The 17,799-nt window shown below is 59.3% G+C and carries 13 protein-coding genes; 7 read left to right on the forward strand and 6 right to left on the reverse strand.

Going from position 1 to position 17,799, the window contains the following annotated elements:
- The 5 genes from nuoK to P3G59_RS18450 all read left to right on the forward strand — a co-directional run bounded on the left by nuoK (nt 1) and on the right by P3G59_RS18450 (nt 7,084).
- On the forward strand, nt 1-324 hold the full coding sequence (gene nuoK / locus P3G59_RS18430) for an NADH-quinone oxidoreductase subunit NuoK (RefSeq protein ID WP_277758428.1): 324 nt from the start codon (nt 1-3) through the stop codon (nt 322-324).
- Nucleotides 321-2,174: an NADH-quinone oxidoreductase subunit L gene (gene nuoL / locus P3G59_RS18435; RefSeq protein WP_123450781.1), complete on the forward strand. Its 1,854-nt coding sequence runs from the start codon at nt 321-323 to the stop codon at nt 2,172-2,174. The genes nuoK and nuoL overlap by 4 nt, the downstream gene beginning before the upstream one ends.
- 39 nt (nt 2,175-2,213) lie before the next feature.
- Nucleotides 2,214-3,746, forward strand: coding sequence for an NADH-quinone oxidoreductase subunit M (nuoM, locus tag P3G59_RS18440; protein ID WP_277758429.1), 1,533 nt, complete (start codon nt 2,214-2,216; stop codon nt 3,744-3,746).
- A gap of 7 nt (nt 3,747-3,753) precedes the next feature.
- The gene (nuoN, locus tag P3G59_RS18445; protein WP_277758430.1) at nt 3,754-5,217 is read left to right on the forward strand and encodes an NADH-quinone oxidoreductase subunit NuoN; all 1,464 of its coding nucleotides are present in this window, start codon (nt 3,754-3,756) and stop codon (nt 5,215-5,217) included.
- A 541-nt stretch (nt 5,218-5,758) separates the two neighbouring features.
- Entirely contained in the window at nt 5,759-7,084 is a 1,326-nt protein-coding gene (locus tag P3G59_RS18450) for an OprD family porin (RefSeq protein WP_277758431.1), read from the forward strand.
- A gap of 460 nt (nt 7,085-7,544) precedes the next feature.
- On the opposite strand, the gene P3G59_RS18455 is transcribed toward P3G59_RS18450, so the two are convergent.
- The 6 genes from P3G59_RS18455 to P3G59_RS18480 all read right to left on the reverse strand — a co-directional run bounded on the left by P3G59_RS18455 (nt 7,545) and on the right by P3G59_RS18480 (nt 14,871).
- Nucleotides 7,545-7,925, reverse strand: coding sequence for a DUF6124 family protein (locus P3G59_RS18455; RefSeq protein WP_277758432.1), 381 nt, complete (start codon nt 7,923-7,925; stop codon nt 7,545-7,547).
- Between the two features lie 456 nt (nt 7,926-8,381).
- Nucleotides 8,382-8,714, reverse strand: coding sequence for a DUF2790 domain-containing protein (locus P3G59_RS18460; protein ID WP_277762178.1), 333 nt, complete (start codon nt 8,712-8,714; stop codon nt 8,382-8,384).
- A gap of 80 nt (nt 8,715-8,794) precedes the next feature.
- Complete coding sequence (locus P3G59_RS18465; RefSeq protein ID WP_277758433.1) at nt 8,795-8,998, reverse strand: co-regulatory protein PtrA N-terminal domain-containing protein; 204 nt, start codon at nt 8,996-8,998, stop codon at nt 8,795-8,797.
- A 223-nt stretch (nt 8,999-9,221) separates the two neighbouring features.
- Nucleotides 9,222-12,371 (reverse strand): CusA/CzcA family heavy metal efflux RND transporter, encoded by a 3,150-nt coding sequence (locus P3G59_RS18470; RefSeq protein ID WP_277758434.1) that lies wholly within the window; start codon nt 12,369-12,371, stop codon nt 9,222-9,224.
- 15 nt (nt 12,372-12,386) lie between these two features.
- Entirely contained in the window at nt 12,387-13,574 is a 1,188-nt protein-coding gene (locus P3G59_RS18475) for an efflux RND transporter periplasmic adaptor subunit (protein ID WP_277758435.1), read from the reverse strand.
- Between the two features lie 49 nt (nt 13,575-13,623).
- Complete coding sequence (locus P3G59_RS18480; RefSeq protein ID WP_277762179.1) at nt 13,624-14,871, reverse strand: TolC family protein; 1,248 nt, start codon at nt 14,869-14,871, stop codon at nt 13,624-13,626.
- A 572-nt stretch (nt 14,872-15,443) separates the two neighbouring features.
- Here P3G59_RS18480 and P3G59_RS18485 point away from each other — a divergent pair.
- Nucleotides 15,444-16,118 carry a heavy metal response regulator transcription factor gene (locus tag P3G59_RS18485; protein ID WP_277758436.1) on the forward strand — a complete coding sequence of 225 codons (675 nt, stop codon included), beginning with the start codon at nt 15,444-15,446 and terminating at the stop codon, nt 16,116-16,118.
- Nucleotides 16,115-17,548 carry a heavy metal sensor histidine kinase gene (locus tag P3G59_RS18490; RefSeq protein ID WP_277758437.1) on the forward strand — a complete coding sequence of 478 codons (1,434 nt, stop codon included), beginning with the start codon at nt 16,115-16,117 and terminating at the stop codon, nt 17,546-17,548. Before P3G59_RS18485 ends, P3G59_RS18490 begins: the two co-directional genes overlap by 4 nt.
- The last annotated feature ends 251 nt before the right edge of the window (nt 17,549-17,799 follow it).

Genomic DNA, 17,799 nt, shown 5'->3' on the forward strand with positions numbered 1-17,799 from the left:
ATGCCTGTTATCCCTCTCGGTTCTATTCCTATGGAGCATGGATTGGCCGTCGCCGGCATCCTGTTCTGCCTTGGACTGGTCGGCCTGATGGTCCGCCGCAACATTTTGTTCGTGTTGATGAGTCTGGAAGTGATGATGAACGCCTCTGCACTGGCCTTCATCGTTGCAGGCGCCCGTTGGGGCCAGCCGGATGGACAGATCATGTTCATCCTGGTGATCAGTTTGGCAGCCGCCGAGGCCAGTATTGGTCTGGCGATCCTGCTGCAACTGTATCGCCGCTTCCACACGCTCGATATCGACGCTGCCAGTGAGATGCGCGGATGAACCTGATCTTTCTGACTTTCGTATTCCCTCTGATCGGTTTCCTGCTGCTGTCGTTCTCCCGTGGACGCTGGTCGGAAAACCTTTCGGCGCTGATCGGCGTGGGTTCCATTGGCTTGTCGGCGATTGTCGCCGCGTACGTCATCTGGCAATTCAACGTCGCGCCACCCGAAGGCGGTCACTACACCCTGGTGCTGTGGAAGTGGATGGCGGTCGAAGGCTTCAAGCCTGACTTCGCCCTCTACGTCGACGGCCTGTCGATCACCATGCTCGGCGTGGTCGTTGGCGTCGGTTTCCTGATCCACCTGTTCGCGTCCTGGTACATGCGCGGCGAAGCGGGTTACTCGCGCTTCTTCTCGTACACCAACCTGTTTATCGCCAGCATGCTGTTCCTGGTGCTCGGCGATAACCTGTTGTTCCTGTACTTCGGCTGGGAAGGCGTGGGCCTGTGCTCCTACCTGTTGATCGGTTTCTACTACAGCAACCGCAACAACGGTAACGCCGCACTCAAAGCCTTCATCGTGACCCGGATCGGCGACGTGTTCATGGCCATCGGCCTGTTCATCCTGTTCCAGCAAGTGGGCACGCTGAACATCCAGGAACTGCTGGTGCTGGCACCGCAGAAATTCCAGGTCGGCGACTTCTGGATCACCCTGGCGACCCTGATGCTGCTGGGTGGTGCGGTCGGTAAATCGGCGCAACTGCCGCTGCAAACCTGGCTCGCGGACGCAATGGCCGGCCCTACCCCGGTTTCGGCACTGATCCACGCCGCAACCATGGTGACCGCCGGTGTCTACCTGATCGCCCGTACCCACGGTCTGTTCACCCTGGCGCCGGAAATCCTGCACCTGGTCGGCATCGTTGGTGGTGTGACCCTGGTACTGGCCGGTTTCGCTGCGCTGGTACAAACCGACATCAAACGTATCCTCGCCTACTCGACCATGAGCCAGATCGGCTACATGTTCCTGGCGCTGGGCGTTGGTGCCTGGGATGGTGCGATTTTCCACCTGATGACCCACGCCTTCTTCAAGGCCCTGCTGTTCCTTGCTTCCGGTGCGGTGATCGTTGCCTGCCACCACGAGCAGAACATCTTCAAGATGGGCGGTCTGTGGAAAAAGCTGCCACTGGCCTACGCCAGCTTCATCGTCGGTGGTGCTGCACTGGCCGCTCTGCCACTGGTGACTGCAGGCTTCTACTCCAAGGACGAAATCCTCTGGGAAGCGTTCGCCAGCGGCAATCACGGTCTGCTCTACGCAGGTCTGGTCGGTGCGTTCATGACGTCGCTGTACACCTTCCGCCTGATCTTCATCACGTTCCACGGTGAAGCCAAGACCGAAGCCCACGCCGGTCACGGCATCGCTCACTGGCTGCCACTGTCGGTGCTGATCGTGCTGTCGACTTTCGTCGGCGCGATGATCGTGCCACCGCTGCACGGCGTGCTGCCGGAAAGCGTTGGCCATGCCGGCGGCGAAGCCAAGCACAGTCTGGAAATCGCCTCGGGCGCCATCGCCCTGGCCGGTATCCTGCTGGCGGCCCTGCTGTTCCTCGGCAAGCGTCGCTTCGTCACGGCCATCGCCAACAGCGGCATCGGCCGTTTCCTTTCGGCCTGGTGGTTCGCTGCCTGGGGCTTCGACTGGATCTACGACAAACTGTTCGTCAAGCCGTACCTGGCGATCAGCCACGTACTGCGCAAAGACCCGCTCGACCAGACCATCGGTCTGATCCCGCGTATGGCCAAGGGTGGTCACACTGCCCTGAGCCGCACCGAGACCGGTCAACTGCGTTGGTACGCTGCTTCGATGGCTGCTGGTGCCGTGCTGGTAATCGGCGCCATCGTGCTGGTAGCGGTCTGATATGAACCTTGCGAATTTGCGAAAGGAAACGAGCCCGTCATGATTCTGCCTTGGCTAATCCTGATCCCCTTCATCGGCGGCCTGCTGTGCTGGATGGGTGAGCGCTTCGGCGCTACCCTGCCCCGCTGGATTGCGCTGTTGACCATGACCCTGGAACTCGCCCTCGGCCTCTGGCTGTGGGCCCACGGTGACTATTCATTTGCCCCGGCGCCTGGCGCCGATCCGACCTGGGCGCTTGAGTTCAAGCATGTCTGGATCCAGCGCTTCGGCATCAACGTGCACCTGGCCCTCGACGGCCTGTCGCTGTTGATGATCCTGCTGACCGGTCTGCTGGGTATCCTCTCGGTACTCTGCTCGTGGAAAGAGATTCAACGTCACGTTGGCTTCTTCCACCTGAACCTGATGTGGATCCTGGGCGGCGTGGTCGGCGTGTTCCTCGCCCTCGACCTGTTCATGTTCTTCTTCTTCTGGGAAATGATGCTGGTGCCGATGTACTTCCTCATCGCGCTCTGGGGTCACAGTTCTTCGGACGGCAAGAAAACCCGGATCTACGCAGCGACCAAGTTCTTCATCTTCACTCAGGCTTCCGGCCTGATCATGCTGGTGGCGATCCTCGGTCTGGTACTGGTCAACTTCAACAACACTGGCGTGATTACCTTCAACTACGCCGACCTGTTGAAAACCAAGATGTCGATGACCACCGAGTACATTCTGATGCTCGGCTTCTTCATCGCCTTCGCGGTTAAGCTGCCAGTCGTACCGTTCCACTCGTGGTTGCCTGACGCTCACGCCCAGGCGCCGACTGCCGGTTCCGTCGACCTCGCCGGTATCTTGCTGAAAACCGCTGCCTACGGTCTGCTGCGTTTCGCCCTGCCGCTGTTCCCGAATGCCTCGGCCGAGTTTGCGCCGATCGCCATGACCCTCGGTCTGATCGGGATCTTCTACGGTGCGTTCCTCGCTTTCGCACAAACCGACATCAAGCGTCTGATCGCCTTCTCGTCCGTTTCCCACATGGGCTTCGTGTTGATCGGCATCTACTCCGGCAGCCAGCTGGCCCTGCAAGGTGCAGTGATCCAGATGCTCGCGCACGGTCTGTCGGCGGCGGCACTGTTTATCCTCAGCGGTCAGCTGTACGAGCGTCTGCATACTCGTGACATGCGTGAGATGGGCGGTCTGTGGTCGCGTATCGCTTACCTGCCGGCAATCAGCCTGTTCTTTGCAGCCGCGTCCCTGGGTCTGCCGGGTACCGGCAACTTCGTCGGCGAGTTCCTGATCCTGATCGGTACGTTCGCCAGTGCGCCATGGATCACTGCGATTGCCACGTCCGGTCTGGTGTTCGGTTCGGTCTACTCGCTGATCATGATCCACCGTGCTTACTTCGGTCCGGCCAAATCGGATTCGATCCTGCACGGCATGGACGGTCGCGAACTGATCATGGTGCTGGGCCTTGCGGCATTGCTGATTTACCTCGGCGTTTACCCGCAACCGTTCCTCGACACTTCTGCCGCCACGATGCATGGCGTACAGCAGTGGCTCGGCACCGCCTTCACTCAACTCGCTTCGGCCCGGTAAGAGCGCTATGGAATTCACGATTCAACACTTTATTGCGCTTGCGCCACTGTTGATCACCAGCCTCACCATTATCGTGGTGATGCTGGCAATCGCCTGGCGCCGCAATCACTCGCAGACCTTCCTGATCTCGGTCGCCGGTCTGAACCTGGCCCTGCTGTCGATCCTGCCGGCCCTGAAAGTCGCGCCTCTGGCCGTGACTCCACTGCTGCAGATCGACACCTTCGCTTGCCTGTACATGGCGCTGATCCTGGTCGCCACCCTCGCTTGCGTCACCCTCGCCCACGCCTATCTGGGCGATGGCGGTTCGGGTTACCCGGGCAACCGTGAAGAACTGTACCTGTTGATCCTGATGGCCGCCGCCGGTGGTCTGGTTCTGGTCAGCGCGCAGCACCTGGCCGGTTTGTTCATCGGTCTGGAACTGCTCTCGGTACCGGTTTACGGTCTGGTGGCTTACGCCTTCTTCAACAAGCGTTCGCTGGAAGCCGGCATCAAATACATGGTGTTGTCGGCCGCCGGTTCTGCGTTCCTGTTGTTCGGTATGGCGCTGCTGTACGCAGACTCCGGTTCGCTGAGCTTCGTCGGTATCGGTCAGGCTCTGGCTGCAACTGGCCTGCCTAGCTCGCTGGCACAACTGGGCCTGGGCATGATGCTGATCGGTCTGGCGTTCAAGCTTTCGCTGGTACCGTTCCACCTGTGGACGCCGGACGTCTACGAAGGTGCTCCGGCACCAGTGGCCGCGTTCCTCGCCACTGCGTCGAAGGTTGCGGTGTTTGCGGTGATGGTGCGTCTGTTCCAGATCTCCCCTGCCGCGAGCAGTGGCGTACTGAGCGACGTGCTGACCGTCATCGCCTTCGCCTCGATCCTGTTCGGTAACCTGCTGGCCCTGACCCAGAGCAACCTCAAGCGTCTGCTCGGTTACTCGTCCATCGCGCACTTCGGCTACCTGCTGATCGCGCTGGTGGCGAGCAAGGGTCTGGCGGTGGAAGCCATCGGCGTCTACCTGGTCACCTACGTGATCACCAGCCTCGGCGCGTTCGGCGTGATCACCCTGATGTCCTCGCCGTACAACGGCCGTGACGCCGACGCACTGTACGAGTATCGCGGCCTGTTCTGGCGCCGTCCATACCTGACCGCCGTCCTGACCGTGATGATGCTGTCGCTCGCGGGTATCCCGCTGACTGCAGGCTTCATCGGCAAGTTCTACATCATCGCTACCGGTGTCGAGTCGCACCAATGGTGGCTGGTCGGTTCGCTGGTACTGGGCAGCGCCATCGGCGTGTTCTACTACCTGCGCGTGATGGTCACCCTGTACCTGATCGAACCAAACCTGCGTCGCCACGACGCCCAGCTGCACTGGGAACAGAAGGCAGGCGGCGTGATGCTGCTGGCCATCGCCCTGGTCGCATTCTTCCTGGGTGTGTACCCGCAGCCATTGCTGACACTGGTTCAGCAGGCGGGTCTGGCGGGCTGATTGCTTGGCTGGAAACGGAAACGGCACCTTCGGGTGCCGTTTTTGTTTTTGTGGGATTCAACCTCAAAAGATCGCAGCCTTCGGCAGCTCCTACATTGGGATGGTATGCGGTCTGTAGGAGCTGCCGAAGGCTGCGATCTTTTGACTTATAACGCTCTCCCCTTTCTAGGAATTTGCCTGCAAAGCGGTGAGCAATGGCTGACATTCTGCAGAAGGTAATTACGGTTAAATTTGAGGATCACCTATCAAGTGGAGATCCACGAACCATGAAGCGGGATATTTTTTCAGCGTTGGTAGGCACATCCACCCTCTTCAGTGCCTGACATTCCGCTTTCGCGAGCAGGCTCGCTCCCACAGGTTTGTGTGGCGTTCACTTAATCCATATAACCACATGACGAAATTGTAATTCCCGCATCACCTTGGCGTTATCCGCAGCTTGCAACGATGTCACCCGGCGACCATGCCGGCGGGCCCTGCCCCGCCGAACAATAAAACCCACGCCGAAGCACGTTCCCGTTCTGCCGAACCCAAGGAGTGTTTGATGGTTAACAATACAAAAATGTCGATGGCCGCTTTAGCGGTGGTGGTCGGCGCCGGGCCGTCCATGGTGTTTGCAGAAGACAAGCCTGAAGGCTTTGTCGAAGGCAGCAGCCTGACGGTGCTCAACCGCAACTTCTACTTCAATCGTGATCATCGCAACGGCCAATCCAGCCCGACCGGCAACGGTTATTCCGAAGCCTGGGCGCATGCGGTCATCAGCAAGTTCGAATCCGGTTTCACCCAAGGCACCGTCGGCGTTGGTGTCGATGCATTTGCGATGATCGGGCTGAAGCTCGACACCGGCGACGGCCGTAATGGCGGGCGCAGTTCGTTTGATGTTCTTCCGGTCAACAGTGATGGTCAGGCGCGAGACGAATACACCAAGGTCGGCGGCGCTGCGAAAATTCGAGCGTTCGATACGGTGGTCAGGGTCGGTGATGTATTCCCGGCCAACCCGGTAGTGGCGGCTGGTGACTCGCGTTTGCTGCCGGAGAGCTTTCGCGGGGTGACGGCGAGCAACACCAGTATTGAAGGTCTATCGGTTCAGGGCGGTCGCTTGCACGCGATGAGCCAACCGGTGTCCAGCGACATGCGCGAGAACTTCGCGACCTTCTACGCAGGCCCGGTCAATTCGCCGTGGATCGCTTACGGCGGCGGCGATTATGCGCTGAACAAAAACCTCAGTTTCAGCCTGTACTCCAGTCGTCTCAAGGACGCCTGGAATCAGTACTACGCCGGCACTGCCTGGACCTATCCGCTGTCCGATGATCTGTCGCTGTTCGGTGGCCTGAACTACTACAAGGCGGTCGATGAGGGCAAACAGCTGCTCGGCGAGTTCGACAACAACATCTGGAGCGGCCGTGCCGGCGTGAAGTTTGGTGCCCACTCCGTCGCCCTCTCCCACCAGCGCAACAACGGCAATGACGACTTCGATTACCTGCGCCAGTCCGATTCGATCTTCCTCGACAACTCCATCCAGTACAGCGACTTCAACTCGCCGAAAGAGCGTTCGTGGATGGTGCGTTATGACCTCGACATGAGCACTTATGGCGTACCGGGTTTGTCGTTCATGACCCGCTATGCGCGCGGCACTGATGCCGACTATTCCAACGCCAACGCGGTGTACATGCGCCGCGATGCCGAGGGTAATCCGCTGACCGACCAGAAGCGCTGGGAACGCGATATCGAAGTCAAATACGTGGTGCAAAGCGGTTCGATGAAAGACCTGTCACTGCGTTTGCGCCAGGCCACCACTCGCGCCACGGCGTTCGAATCCGATCTGGATGAAGTGCGGGTGATTGTCGAGTATCCGCTGGCGATTCTCTGACTTTACGAGCAATGCACATTCACCTTTAGAAGCTCCTTGCTCCTTTGGTAAGAGGTGAATTTTTTGGCGTCCTTCGGGGCGCTTTTTTTTGCTTTGCGTTTTGCCGTGGTTATGTTTTCCAGGTTTAGGCCCGGCCCTCACCCTAGCCCTCTCCCAGAGGTAGAGGGGACTGACCGAGTTGGTTATTGAAGATACATCGACCTGAAAAACCGAGTCGTACTCAGGTTTTGAATGGCTTGAAGATCTATTCCCTTTCCCCCTCGCACCCCTGGGGGAGAGGGGACTGACCGAGTTGGTTGTCGAAGATACATCGACCTGAAAACCGAGTCGTACTCAGGTTTTGAATGGCTTGAAGATCTGCTCCCTTTCCCCCTCGCCCCCGTGGGGGAGAGGGCTGGGGTGAGGGGGTAGGATTTTGAGGTCAACGCACAAACAACGGTTGAAAACTGGCCATTGATAACTACGCGGTGGGATCGACGTTATCCAATGCCTTGTTCACCGCCAGTTCGCCAAGCATGACGACCTGCGCGATGCCGAGCAGGGTCTTGCGATGGGTGCCGTTCAGCAGCGCGGCGAAGTCGCCGAGCATTACCGTGGCCGAGGCGAGGGATTCGCTGGCGTTGGCCAGTAATGATTCGGTGTCGGCTTTGGGATTGACCAGGAACATCTGGTTGGGGATGTACGGTGCGGACATGATGGCGGCTGAGGGTTTGAGGTAGAAGTCGAGGGCGCGGTCGGCGGCTTCGTGGAGTTTTCTAGTCTCAATGGAGACGTAGGGGGATGTTGAGGTGGTGTCAGGGGTGACGTCTGTTTCGGGAGGATTGGGTGTTGGCTTTTTCATAATGTTTTACTCAGCTTGAAGGTGGAGCTGGCCCTTTCGGTTCCACGCGAAAGGGTGGCAGCTGTACGCAGGTTGGAACCCGGGCAACTGAGCAAACCCGACAGACTCGAAGTCTCCCGCGCACAGCCGCCATAACGGAGTGCACACATGAAAGTGCGCAAGCATACGTCATGAACAGTGCGTTTTGCTTCAGTTGAGCCACGGGGTTCCAATCCCGATCGCTGATTTGGCAGCGACCCACACAGGCTAGAGAGCGGACGTCCGACGGACAACCTGAAAACATTGTGGGAAGGTTCCGTATTTCCCACACAACCTTTAAACATCACGAATTGAAATACAGAACGTGTAGGAGCTGCCGAAGGCTGCGATCTTTTGATCTTGATCTTTAACATCAAAGTCAAAAGATCGCAGCCTTCGGCAGCTCCTACGCGGGACCGCGTTTAGACTTTACAGATTTCAGCTACCGCCGTTCCGGCACACGCCCATCACGTTGTACTTGATGGTGTTGAGCTGACCTTTCGAATCCTCGTAGGTCATCGCGGTCGGCACCACCTTGCACGCAGGCTGCGGCTTCACCACGCTCACCACCTTGACCACGTCCAGCTTCATTCCGTATTCGTAATCCTTCACCACCGGCGGCGCTTTGCCCTGGTTGGCGGCGTACTGTTCCATGGCTTTGCTGTTGGCGCTGAGCGCACGTTCGAAGGTGCGGTCGCCACCGCCTTCAGCCAGCACATTTACCGACATCGCCATGACAGCGGCGAATGCGATCAACTTGAGTACTTTCATATCCATTTACTTCCCGTCCGGGCTTGAAAAAAAAGCCCGGCATCGATGCGCGATGAAGGGCTTGTTCAGCTGCAGCAGGCTTACAGGTCGCGGGTTTTGTCGTCTTTCTTGTCATTGACGACAACCGGGTTGCCGGCGGCTTTCTCCTTGGCGACGAACACCTCCATGGAGCGGTCGTTGTGGGTCATCATCCGGTCGAATGTGCGGTCACCACCGCCCTCAGCCATGACCAGGGAAGACATCGCCAATGCCACCACAAAAGCACCCATCTGTACGATTTTCATCTTTGATTCCTCGTTTAAGTAACTGACGGGATCAAGGTAACAATCCGAACCTTTCGTGACGGTGGCGTGGAAATTACATATCCGTTATGTGCCCGGCACTCTTCTGAAGCCGAACACAAAACCTGTAGGAGTGAGCCTGCTCGCGATAGCGGTGGGTCAGTCAATTTAGATCTGACTGATAGACCGCTATCGCGAGCAGGCTCACTCCCACAGGGGGGATTACCTATTCAGATGGAACGGCGTCCTCATCCCGGCGATGGGCGAGTTGGTAGAGCGCCGGCAGGATCAGCAGCGTGAGGATCGTCGAGGACAGGATTCCGCCGATCACTACAGTGGCGAGCGGTCTCTGCACTTCAGCGCCTGTGCCAGTGGCGAGCGCCATCGGGATAAAGCCGAGGGACGCCACCAGCGCCGTCATCAGCACCGGCCGCAAACGCGTCAGCGCGCCTTCGTTGATCGCAGCGGATAGAGACCGCCCCTCCTCACGCAAATTACGAATAAACGCAATCATCACCAGGCCGTTCAACACCGCCACCCCGGACAACGCGATAAACCCGACACCCGCCGAAATCGACAGCGGAATATCGCGCAACCACAGCGCCATGACCCCGCCAGTCAAGGCAAACGGAATCCCGGTAAATACCAGCAAACCGTCCTTGAGGTTGTTGAACATCATGAACAGCAACCCGAACACCAGCAGCAGCGCCACCGGCACCACAATCTGCAAGCGCTTGGCCGCCGATTGCAGTTGCTCGAACTGTCCGCCCCAACTGGTCCAGTAACCGGCCGGCACTTGCACGTCTCGCTCGATCACTTCGCCGGCCTCGCTGACAAATGAACCAATATCACGCCCGCGCACGTTGGCACTGACGATCACCAGACGCTTGCCGTTCTCGCGGCTGACCTGATTCGGCCCGAGCACCAGATCCAGGCTGGCGACTTCCTTGAGCGCAATGAAACCGATCTGATTGGTCGTGCCATTGACCGCCGGCACCGGAATCAGCAATGCCGACAGTCCATCGATGTCTTTACGCATGGCATCGGACAAACGCACCACCATGTCGAAACGCCGGTCACCCTCATACAACGTCCCGGCCTGACGCCCGCCCACCGCGACGGCGATGGTGTCCTGCACATCACCCACGTTGAGTCCGTAGCGCGCAGCTTTATCGCGATCAATGTTGATGGTCAGCACCGGCAACCCGGTGGTTTGCTCGACCTTCACTTCGGATGCGCCGTTGACCTTTTGCATGGCCGCAGCGATTTTCGCCGCGATGGCGTTAAGCACGTCCATGTCATCACCGAACACCTTCACCGCGACGTCACTGCGCACGCCAGAGATCAGTTCGTTGAAACGCAACTGGATCGGCTGCGACAGTTCATAGTTGCTGCCCGGCAACGTCGCGGCGGCGGCTTGCAGTTCAGCCAGCAGGGTTTCACGCGACTTGCCCGGATCCGGCCACTGCTCTTTCGGCTTGAGCATCACATAGCTGTCGGAGATATTCGGCGGCATCGGGTCGGAGGCGATTTCGGCGGTGCCGGTGCGGGCAAAGACGCGTTCGACTTCCGGTACTTTCGCCAGAATCAACGTTTCCAGACGCTGCTGCATGTCCACCGATTGCGTCAGGCTAGTGCCCGGTACGCGCAAGGCTTGCAGGGCAAAATCGCCCTCGCTGAGGCTTGGCACAAACTCGCTGCCCATACGACTGGTCAGCACACCACTGAGCACGATCACGGCCAACGCCACGCCAACGGCAACGGTCCGATGACTCATTACCCACGCCAGCGCTGGCGCATAGACACGACGCGCGCCGCGCATCACCGCGCCCTCTTCTTCCTTGACCTTGCCCGTGACGAACAACGCAATTGCCGCCGGCACAAAGGTCACGGAAAGCAACATCGCGCCAAGCAAAGCGATGACAACGGTGAACGCCATCGGGTGGAACATTTTCCCTTCGACGCCGCTCAGGGCGAAGATCGGCAGGTACACCACCATGATGATCAGCTGACCGAAAATCAGCGGTCGCCGGGCCTCTTTCGCTGCGGCAAAGACTTCCTTGAAACGCTCGGTGCGGGTCAACAATCGCCCATGGTGCTGCTGCGCATGGGCCAGGCGGCGCAGGGTGTTTTCGACTATCACCACCGCGCCGTCGACAATGATGCCGAAGTCCAGCGCACCAAGGCTCATCAAATTGGCGCTGACCTTGTTGCTGAACATGCCGGTAAAGGTGAACAGCATCGACAGCGGAATCACCATCGCGGTAATCAACGCAGCGCGGATATTGCCGAGGAACAGGAACAGAATCGCGATCACCAGAATCGCGCCTTCGATGAGGTTCTTTTTCACCGTGGCGATGGCTTTGTCGACCAGGTGCGTGCGGTCGTAAACCGGCACGGCGATCACACCTTGGGGCAAGGATTTGTTGATCTGTTCGAGTTTGCTGGCGACCGCTTGCGAGACCGTGCGGCTGTTCTCGCCGATCAGCATGAACACGGTGCCGAGCACTACTTCGCGACCGTTCTCCGTGGCCGCACCGCTGCGCAATTCGCGGCCGATTTCGACTGTTGCTACGTTCTTGATGCGGATCGGCGTGCCGTCGACATTGGCCATGACGATGTTGGCGATGTCCTCGGTACTCGCCACTTGCCCCGGTGCGCGGATCAGCAACTGCTCGCCGCTGCGCTCGATGTAACCGGCGCCGACGTTGGCGTTGTTGCGCTCCAGCGCAGTGACCAGATCGGTCAGCGTCAGCTTGTACGCCGCCAGGCGTTTGGGGTCCGGCGCGATCTGATATTCCTTGGCGAAACCACCGATGGTGTTGATCTCGGCGACGCCCGGCACGTTGCGCAATTGCGGCTTGATGATCCAGTCCTGAATGACCCGCAGATCGGTCGGCGTGTACGCTGTGCCGTCGTCCTTCAGTGCGCCCTCCTTGGCTTCCACGGTCCACAAAAAGATCTCGCCGAGGCCGGTGGAAATCGGCCCCATCACCGCTTCGGCGCCTTCGGGCAATTGCTCCTTGGCGATCTGCAAACGCTCGTTGACCAGTTGACGGGCGAAGAACAGGTCGGTGCCGTCCTTGAAGATCACCGTCACTTGCGACAGGCCGGAGCGCGACAGCGAACGGGTCTGCTCCAGCGCCGGCAGACCGGCCATGGCGGTTTCAATCGGGAAAGTGATGCGCTGCTCGGTTTCCAGCGGCGAGAACCCGGCGGCGCCGGTGTTGATCTGCACCTGGACGTTGGTGATGTCGGGCACGGCGTCGATCGGCAGTTTTTGATAACTGGCGATGCCGAGGCCGGCCATGAGCAGAACGGCGAGCAGCACGATGATGCGCTGCTCGATGGCAAACTGGATCAGGCGTTCGAACATGAGGACCTTCCAGAATTAATGGCTGTGCTCGGCTGAGGCTTTGCCCAGTTCCGATTTGAGGACGAAGCTGCCAGCGCTGGCGACTTGCGCGCCCGGTTCCAGCCCCTGAGTAATTTCCACGTGGCCGGCGGCGCGACTGCCCAGTTCCACCGCGCGCGCTTCGAAACCGTCGTCGGTACGCACGAACACCGTGGGTTTATCCTCGACGGTCTGGATCGCGGTTTCCGGCACGGCGACTTGCGCTTCGCGGCTGTCGGTCGCCACCAGCGCAGTGACGAACAGACCGGGGCGCCATGAGCCTTGCGGGTTTTCCAAGGTGACGCGAACCGTTGCGGTACGAGTCTGTTCGCCGAGCAAGCTGCCGACGTAAGCCACGCTGCCGACCACTTCTGCGTTGAGTTCCGGGGCGCTGACGGTGACCGCTTTGCCCACTTGCACCTTGTTCAGATCCTTCGGTGAAACGCCGAATGTGACCCACACTCGCGACAGATCCGAGAGGGTGAATGCCGCCGTGGATTCATCGACCACTTCCCCCGGCGTCAGGTGTTTTTCCACCACGACACCGTCGAACGGCGCGCGTAATTCGTAGCGGTTGCCGCCAGTGGCGACCACGCTGCCGCTGAGCACGCTGATCTTTTGCCGGGCATTGCTCACGGCAATTTCCGCCTCTTGCAACGCCTGGCGCGCCTGGAGGAAATCCTGCTCGGCGGAGATCTTGTCCTGCCACAGCTTTTTCTCGCGCTCATAGGTGGTGCGCGCCAAGGCCAAACGCCGTTGCGCGGCGGCTTGCTCGCTGCGTTGTTCGGAGATCTGCTGACTGGCGATCACCGCCAGTAACTGGCCCTTCTTCACGGTTTGCCCGAGGTTGACCGCCACCGTCTCGACCACGCCCGGCACACGCGGCACGACGTGGGCGGTGCGGTCTTCGTCAAAGCGCACTTCGCCAGGGAACGGCAAGCCAAGGCTGATGTTTTGCGGTTTTGCTTCGGCCAGTTGAATGCCGGCAGCAGTGATTTGCTCGGCACTCAATTCGATGTGCCCCTCTTCGCCATGTTCAGCCGCTGCGCCTTCTTCAGCGTGATCGGCATGTTCAGCCGCCTCATCGGCGTGGGCATCGATGCTTGCATTGCCCGCCCACTGCGAGCCGATACCAATGCCCAGGGCCAACGTCGCCACTGCGACCACCATCAGTTTTTTATCCATGGAAACTCCTCTGCGCCGCGCCATCGCGCAGTTGTCTGAAAAATGAAATTCAACGGCTGACGCTGAGGTCGCCAAAGATCCGTTCGATGCGCACGCGGGCGTCGGTCGCTTCGCTGACGGCCTGGATGTACTGGCTGCGAGCGCTGATCAACGTGCGCTGCGCATCGAGTACATCGAGGAAGCCGAACTTGCCCATTTCGAAACCGCGCGTGGCGCTGTCGACCGCACTTTGCGCAGCAGGCAGGATGGTCTGGTTGAAAGCTGTGACTTCGCCGTTGGCGGTCTGCCATTGCGCAAGGCTGGTCTGGATTTCGGTGCGCAAACGCAGCTCGGTGGCGTTGCGCAGATCCCGCGCCTGATCGGTTCGCCGCGCCGCCGCGAGCACGTTGCCCTGATTGCGGTTAAACAGCGGAATCGGCATCGACAGCCCAACCACGTTGACCCGCTCGCGCTCGGTTTCGCTGTATTGGCTGCCGATGCTCACGGTCAGGTCGGGGATGCGTTGGGATTTTTCCAGCCCCAGCGACGCTTCACGCTGATCGATCTGCAGCGTGGCCAGACGCAATTCGGCGGTTTCGTTCAGACGCTCGAGCAATCTTGTCGGCGGAGGCACGGCCGGCATGCTTTGCGTGGGTGCCTGCACCTTGGTCGAGGTCGGCAACGGTGCGCCCATGACTTGCGCCAATTGTTGATACGCGTTGGCCTGATCGCGTTCGGCGCGGCTCAGTTCCAGGCGTACTTCTGAGAGTTGCACTTGCGCCCGCGTGCCTTCGACCGGGGAAGATTTGCCGGCCTCGATCCGCCCTTGCGCCACGCGCAAGCCGTGCTCGGCCAGTTGCAGTGATTGCCGCGACAACTGCAAACGTTGCTGCGCGGTTTGTGCGCTGTTGAACGCCTGAATCACATCGGCGCGCAAGGTGTTGCGCTTGCGCTCCAGCTCGATGCCGGCGGCGTCCTGCGCGCGGCTGGCGACGTCGATCCGCGCGCCGCGTTTGCCACCCAGTTCGATCGGCTGGCTGAGCATCACCGTGGTGGTGCGCGAGTCGCGGCGGGTGTCCTCGGCCTCCCACGAGACCTCGGGGTTGGGGATCAGCCCGGCCTGTTGGCGGTCACCTTCCGCGATGCCGATTTCCCACTTTGCAGCGGCCAGATCCGGGTTGCCGGCGAAGGCCGTTTGCAGGGCCTGATCGAGGGTCAGGGTCGATGCGCCCGCGAGGCTGGTGCTGGCCAGCAGCAGAATGCCGCTGGCGATTTTTTTCAGGCGTGATCGCGCCGTCAGTTGTCTTGAACCGGGCAATGGAAGACTTCCTTTCATCAGGATTTTTCGATGCCGCCACGGTAGGGTTTTGAACTTATCGACAAGGTGACTGGAACATTACAAATCCGTTATCCACGGTTTGCCTGATTTGTTTTGTTTTAGGATGCGAAGTGCAAATGGCGTTATCGAAATACATCGAAACAAAAACACGGTAGTTATCTGCTGTACAGCACTTGCCGGAATCAAACTGATGAGAATTTTGTAGTTCACGCTGCGACCGACTGTCGCAGAACACTGTTTAAAGCAATTGGTTGTTGACCCTGTAGTCGCTACAACCTTTATCGTGCCTGCCTCCCCTCACCCCAGCCCTCTCCCGGGGGGAGAGGGAGCCGACCGAGGTGTATGGCACTTTCCATCGACCTGTTAAATCAAGTCGATTATGGATTCAGTAAAGATGTTCCACGTCGGTGTAGTTCTGAAGCATCCCGCGTTCAGTCCCCTCTCCCTCTGGGAGAGGGTTAGGGTGAGGGGCTTCTTAAGCAATGACAAAAACAACAACTTTTCCCGACCGCCTTAATTAACTATCCATTAAATAAAAGTGGTGAAAGATCATGCGAATCCTTGTAATCGAGGACGAGCTTAAAGCTGCCGAATACTTGCATCAGGGTTTGACCGAAAGTGGTTATGTCGTTGACCACGCCGCCACCGGTGCCGATGGCCTGCATCTGGCGCAACAACACGCGTATGACCTGATTATTCTCGACGTCAACCTGCCGGAACTCGACGGCTGGGGCGTACTGGAGCAACTGCGTCGCACGCATTCGACACGGGTGATGATGCTCACCGCGCGCGGGCGCCTGGCCGACAAGATTCGCGGCCTCGACCTGGGTGCCGATGATTATCTGGTCAAGCCGTTCGAGTTCCCCGAACTGCTGGCACGGGTACGCACGTTGATGCGGCGCAGCGAAAACATCCCGGTGCCGCAGGTGCTGAAAGTCGCTGATCTGGAATTAGATCCGGGCCGCCATCGCGCGTTTCGCGGGCAACAGCGTATCGACCTGACCACCAAGGAATTCGCCCTGTTGCATCTGCTGATGCGCCAGTCCGGCGAGGTGCTGACCCGCACGCAAATCATCTCGCTGGTGTGGGACATGAATTTTGACTGCGACACCAACGTGGTCGAAGTGTCGATCCGCCGCTTGCGGGCGAAGATCGACGACCCGTTCGACAGCAAACTGATCCACACCCTGCGCGGTGTCGGCTATGTCCTGGAGGCGCGGGAATGAAGCCGGCCAGCCTGTCGATGCGCCTCGGTTTGACAGTGAGTATTCTTGGTGCGCTGTTGGTGGTGTTTCTGGCGATCCTTGCCTATTTCGCGTTGACCCATGAGCTCAATGCGCTGTCCAGAGACAGCCTGGAAAAGAAGATGGCGCAGGTCGAGCACAGCCTGTCGCTGTACGTCGACGCCAATGAAATCAGCGGCAAGCCGCACATTTTGCTCGATCAGGTCATGGGCCATGACAACCTGACGCTGACGATTTATGACCGCGTCAATCAGCGCTCGCCGCTGCTCAAGTCCGGCTCGGGATTGAGCGATCCGCGCGTCGAATTGAAAGCGGTGCGCGCCACCACCGATCAACTGACTTACAGCGACAGCACCGACGCGGAAGGCAAGAAATTCCTCACCGCCTCGAAACTGATTCGCCTCAAAGACGGCAGCAGCGTGCCGGTGTTGCTGTCGGTGGATAATGCGCACGATGAGGCGTTGCTCAGCGCCTACCTGCGCTCGACGCTGATCGCCCTGCCATTGTTGCTGGTGTTTATCGGCCTGACAGCGTGGGGTGCGGTGCAGCGCGGGTTGGCGCCGCTGCGCGAATTTCGCAAAGTCGCGGCGATGGTCTCTACGCAAGACCTGGATCATCGACTGTCGGTGCTGAACATGCCGCAGGAACTGAGTGAACTGGCGCAGGGCATCAACTTCATGCTGCATAGGCTGGATGCCGGGGTGCAGCAGTTGTCGCAGTTCTCCGATGACCTTGCGCATGAGTTGCGTACGCCGATCAATAACTTGATGGGCAAGGCGCAGGTCACGTTGTCACGCGAGCGCTCGGTTGAGGAATACAAGGATGTGCTGGTGTCGTGCACCGAGGAACTGGAACGCGTGGCGCGGATTGTTTCGGACATGTTGTTTCTGGCGCAGGTGAGCCATCCGTCGGCGCTGGCGCCGTTTGAGTCGGTGGCGCTGGAGGTTGAAGCGGCGAAGGTGGCGGAGATGTTTTCGTTGTCGGCGCAGGATAAGCAGATTCATTTGAATGTCATTGGCAGCGCACAGGTGATGGGGGATCGTTTGATGATTCAGCGGGCGATTTCCAATCTGCTTTCCAACGCGTTGCGCCACTGCCCCAGCGGGAAAACCGTAACGCTGCTGATCGAACAAGGTGCCACGCAAAGCTCGATGCTGGTCAGCAATCCCGGAGCGGGGATTGAAGCGCAGCATCTGCCGCATCTGTTCGACCGCTTCTACCGTGTCGACAGCAGCCGCTCGCGCTCGCAGGGCAGCACCGGGTTGGGCTTGGCGATCGTGCGTTCGATCATGAGCCTGCATCAGGGTGTGGCGGAGGTGAGGAGCTTGCCGGGGGCGATGACCGTGTTCCGCCTCGGTTTCCCTGCGGTGCCTGCCATGGCCCCATCACTTGCAGGCAAGCTCCCACAGTGATCTGCGGTGTGCCAAGGTTATGTGGACACCACTGAAACCTGTAGGAGCCAGCCTGCTGGCGATGGCGGTGGGTCAGCCGCTATCAATGACCGAATCGCTGGCAAGCCTGCTCCCACAGAGATCTGCGGCGTGCCTGGAGTTTGTGAGCATCGCAGAAACCTGTGGGAGCCTGGCTTGCCAGCGATGGCGGCGGGTCAGTCGATATTTTTGTACGATTTTTTACCGATTTGCTCCCGTCCCCAAACAAACGC

Origin of the sequence: Pseudomonas sp. A34-9 (genome assembly GCF_029543085.1) — a bacterium.
GTDB lineage: Bacteria > Pseudomonadota > Gammaproteobacteria > Pseudomonadales > Pseudomonadaceae > Aquipseudomonas.

What these genes read in the sequence shown, in the direction of transcription:
- nuoK (WP_277758428.1), top strand. Translation starts at nt 1, where the DNA reads ATGCCTGTTATCCCTCTCGGTTCTATTCCTATGGAGCATGGATTGGCC.
- nuoL (WP_123450781.1), top strand. Translation starts at nt 321, where the DNA reads ATGAACCTGATCTTTCTGACTTTCGTATTCCCTCTGATCGGTTTCCTG.
- nuoM (WP_277758429.1), top strand. Translation starts at nt 2,214, where the DNA reads ATGATTCTGCCTTGGCTAATCCTGATCCCCTTCATCGGCGGCCTGCTG.
- nuoN (WP_277758430.1), top strand. Translation starts at nt 3,754, where the DNA reads ATGGAATTCACGATTCAACACTTTATTGCGCTTGCGCCACTGTTGATC.
- P3G59_RS18450 (WP_277758431.1), top strand. Translation starts at nt 5,759, where the DNA reads ATGGTTAACAATACAAAAATGTCGATGGCCGCTTTAGCGGTGGTGGTC.
- P3G59_RS18455 (WP_277758432.1), bottom strand. Translation starts at nt 7,925, where the DNA reads ATGAAAAAGCCAACACCCAATCCTCCCGAAACAGACGTCACCCCTGAC.
- P3G59_RS18460 (WP_277762178.1), bottom strand. Translation starts at nt 8,714, where the DNA reads ATGAAAGTACTCAAGTTGATCGCATTCGCCGCTGTCATGGCGATGTCG.
- P3G59_RS18465 (WP_277758433.1), bottom strand. Translation starts at nt 8,998, where the DNA reads ATGAAAATCGTACAGATGGGTGCTTTTGTGGTGGCATTGGCGATGTCT.
- P3G59_RS18470 (WP_277758434.1), bottom strand. Translation starts at nt 12,371, where the DNA reads ATGTTCGAACGCCTGATCCAGTTTGCCATCGAGCAGCGCATCATCGTG.
- P3G59_RS18475 (WP_277758435.1), bottom strand. Translation starts at nt 13,574, where the DNA reads ATGGATAAAAAACTGATGGTGGTCGCAGTGGCGACGTTGGCCCTGGGC.
- P3G59_RS18485 (WP_277758436.1), top strand. Translation starts at nt 15,444, where the DNA reads ATGCGAATCCTTGTAATCGAGGACGAGCTTAAAGCTGCCGAATACTTG.
- P3G59_RS18490 (WP_277758437.1), top strand. Translation starts at nt 16,115, where the DNA reads ATGAAGCCGGCCAGCCTGTCGATGCGCCTCGGTTTGACAGTGAGTATT.